This is a genomic window from Aminobacter sp. P4_H6_2 (assembly GCF_056400805.1).
The window spans coordinates 1-2911 of sequence record NZ_JBFUKO010000649.1 but is presented as its reverse complement, the minus strand read 5'-3'; the positions used below and the strand labels follow the sequence as shown (position 1 = coordinate 2911).

The following is a 2911-nucleotide window of genomic DNA, read 5'->3' as shown; positions in this document are numbered from 1 at the left end:
CCGCCGAAGGAGGGCCATACTGGATCGGGCTCTATTGCGGGAACGACGACGGAAACCGCCAAGTATTCTATAGAAGCGACCGCTTCACCGGTAGGCAGGTTGCGCACTGATTCCACTCGCCGATTGTCTTCACTTCGCCGGACCGAATGCGCCACAGCCGGAACGGGCCAGTGGTGTCGCCATGCTGTCGAAGCTGACCGGGCCGAGAACGCCTTCATACTTGACCGGCTTGCCCTCCTTGATCGTGGATCAGTTCGCCGCTGCGGCAACGATCTGGGGAATGGCGGCTTTGATTGCGGCCGCATCACCTTTGCCTGCCTTGGCAACTGCAAGCGCAACGATGGCACCGGCGTCATAGGAACGGTCGGCAGCCGGAGCGTCCGACTTGATGCCGTTGGAAAAGCTCTCGAAATTGGCGTTGAAATCCTCGGTCGACGCCGTCTCGGCCTCGGCCTGGGCATCCAGCAGGTATCGCCGAACTCGCATATTCCCCTTGTGCCCATAAGCTGAGTCCCAAATCCCAACCAGGGCTCTACGAATTCTCACGAGAGACCGACAAGGTCGGTTCGTCCCCACTTGGTGTTTCACTTTCAAAGCCTGGCAGAGGCCTTCCACCTCATTGTGCGACAGATCGGCACGGCAAGGACATGCGATGGCCAGCCAATCAGGATTTGACTCAATAGAACTGTGGCATAGAGTCGAAAGCAGAGCGTTGTGTCGCGAGCTGCGATTCAGCCGACAACTTCGCCGAGCATAGGCGCCCTGAGACAGGACAGCGGATGGGGAAAGGGTCGGTGGAAGGGCGAAGCCAGGGCGCGTGGGATGCTCCAGCTTTTGTGGAAGACTTCCGCGGAGGCATCTTTGCCACGCAGCGACGGCTTCGGAACCACCTCCTCGATCGTGGTGCCATTCGTTATTCTCACGCGCGTGATCTGGCCGCGCACATGCTGCTTCGTCTTGACGATCTGMCGGGATGCTGGTCCGTTGCCACCAACTGGCTGCGTGCCGAGCTTGGATGTCAGCGCGTCGACACCGGTTTCGGGATCCGTGAGGCGAGGGAATATTTCCCCGGTTTTGCGGAGGCAAAGGACGCAAACTACGATGTGCCCTCGTTCGGTTGCGGCAGGGCGGTCGACAACCGCGACATCGCCATGCAGGCGATGTGGCTGGACCCCCGCCCGTTGATCTTCGCCGACATCAAGCAGGACAGCCGCGTCACGATACGGCTAAGGCAAAGGATGTCTGGGGCTCGCACGAAGTCGAAACTCGCCTGGGCGCTTCGGACCGAACGCGGCGGCTACGGCCTGATCTGCGCCRATTGGACGGAGCAATTGGTGCCTTGGGAATCCGGTCTCTACGATTGCTTCGAGCAGACAGTGACAGATGTCTTGAGCCCGATCATCGCCGTTGCGAAACAGATTGCCGAACAAGACCATAGGAGTGAGTCTAGAGGGCCGCGGGTGGGCCTTGCCCTATATGCGGGCATTTCAGGCACTGCCCCGCTGGCAACGCTGACAGCATCGGAGCTGGAGGTCGCCCGGTTGGTTGCGAAGGGTATGAGCTATAAGGAAATCGCACGGGTTCGCGAACGATCTCTTTCAACGATCGATCATCAGCTCAGGAGCATCCGGCAGAAGACCGGAGCCTCGAGCACATCGGCTTTGGTCAGCCTGCTTGCTCGGGCCGATCTAGTCTGAGATGTGGCACTGCTGCACGCGAGACGCGGGCATGCACAGCCTCTTCTTGCAGAGAGCAAGCCATCGGAAAATAAGCATTATCAATTAGATATGCCGACGACCTTATGTTTCGTCTAATCTGATCGACATCGCGAATGTTCGCGATAGATGGCCTCCAGCGTTTCCTCGTAGGCTCCTTCAAAGCTGATGCACGCCTTGGGCGGCCCGGCCGAGGGAGGAGACGAGATGACCAAACGATTGCTTTTGGCAACGGGGCTAATGGCGTGCCTGCCAACGCTCAGTGCGGCCGAAGGACTGGCCAAGCCTGTACTTGGCTATGAGGCGGCCGGACGGATGATTGCGGCCTGCTTCGCTGCACAAGGAGCCGCAGGACACGCCAAGGTCAATGTCGTCGTGGTCGATGATGGCGGTCGACTGATCGCCGCCGCGCGCCAGGACGGAGCCTGCAAGGCCTGCACCGATATCGCCGAGAACAAGGCGATCACCGCGTCGCTTTACGCTGCCCCGACCCGCGCAATGGCTGACCTGTCATTTGGCGTGAAGCGCGACGGCGTGAATGCTGGATTGCCAGGTGCGGCCTTTGTTCCTGGCCTTGTGGCCTTTGCGGGCGGGCTGCCCATCAAGACTGYGGCGGGCGATGTGATCGGCGGGATCGGTGTCAGCGGCGCCAGCGAGGATCAGGACGAGAGCTGCGCGCAGGCGGGCCTCGACGCTGTTTCGAAAAGCCTCAACTGAGAGCGGCGTGATGATCCACAATCCATTCTATAGTCCTGAGGCACAGGGTTCGTTCAAGCTCTACGATCTCGGAAACCTTATCCTCGAAAGCGGCGAAACGCTGCGCGCTGCAAAGCTCGCCTACCGCACCTTCGGCCAGCTGAACGCAGAAAAATCCAACGCCGTTCTAGTGACCACCTGGTTCTCCGGGACAGGCAAGGTGATGGAAGATGTCTATGTCGGCCGCGATCATGCGCTGAACCCTGATGAGTATTTCATCATCGTCGTCGACCAGATTGGCAGCGGCGTGTCGTCGTCTCCACAGAACACGCCAGCCCCACAATCCATGGCCAAGTTTCCGAAGGTGCGGATCGGCGACGACGTGCAAGCCCAGCACAAGCTCGTCACCGAGCATTTCGGTATAGAGCGCCTGGCTCTGATTGTGGGCGGGTCGATGGGCGGACAACAGGTCTATGAATGGGCGGTGCGCTATCCTGATA

3 protein-coding genes and 1 pseudogene are annotated in these 2911 nt (G+C 59.8%); 3 read left to right on the top strand and 1 reads right to left on the bottom strand.

Annotation, left to right across the window (positions count from 1 at the left end; genetic code table 11):
- Positions 1-67 precede the first annotated feature (67 nt).
- Positions 68-441, bottom strand: a pseudogene (locus AC1DUU_RS28060) (hypothetical protein); the annotation flags it as partial.
- Positions 442-779: 338 nt separating this feature from the next.
- Here AC1DUU_RS28060 and AC1DUU_RS28055 point away from each other — a divergent pair.
- The 3 genes from AC1DUU_RS28055 to AC1DUU_RS28045 form a co-directional block, all read left to right on the top strand.
- Positions 780-1697: a helix-turn-helix transcriptional regulator gene (locus tag AC1DUU_RS28055; protein WP_476786617.1), complete on the top strand. Its 918-nt coding sequence runs from the start codon at positions 780-782 to the stop codon at positions 1695-1697.
- A gap of 225 nt (positions 1698-1922) precedes the next feature.
- Entirely contained in the window at positions 1923-2432 is a 510-nt protein-coding gene (locus AC1DUU_RS28050) for a GlcG/HbpS family heme-binding protein (RefSeq protein WP_476786616.1), read from the top strand.
- Positions 2433-2442: 10 nt separating this feature from the next.
- Positions 2443-2911: alpha/beta fold hydrolase (locus tag AC1DUU_RS28045; RefSeq protein WP_476786615.1), on the top strand; the 469-nt coding region annotated here is incomplete at its 3' end.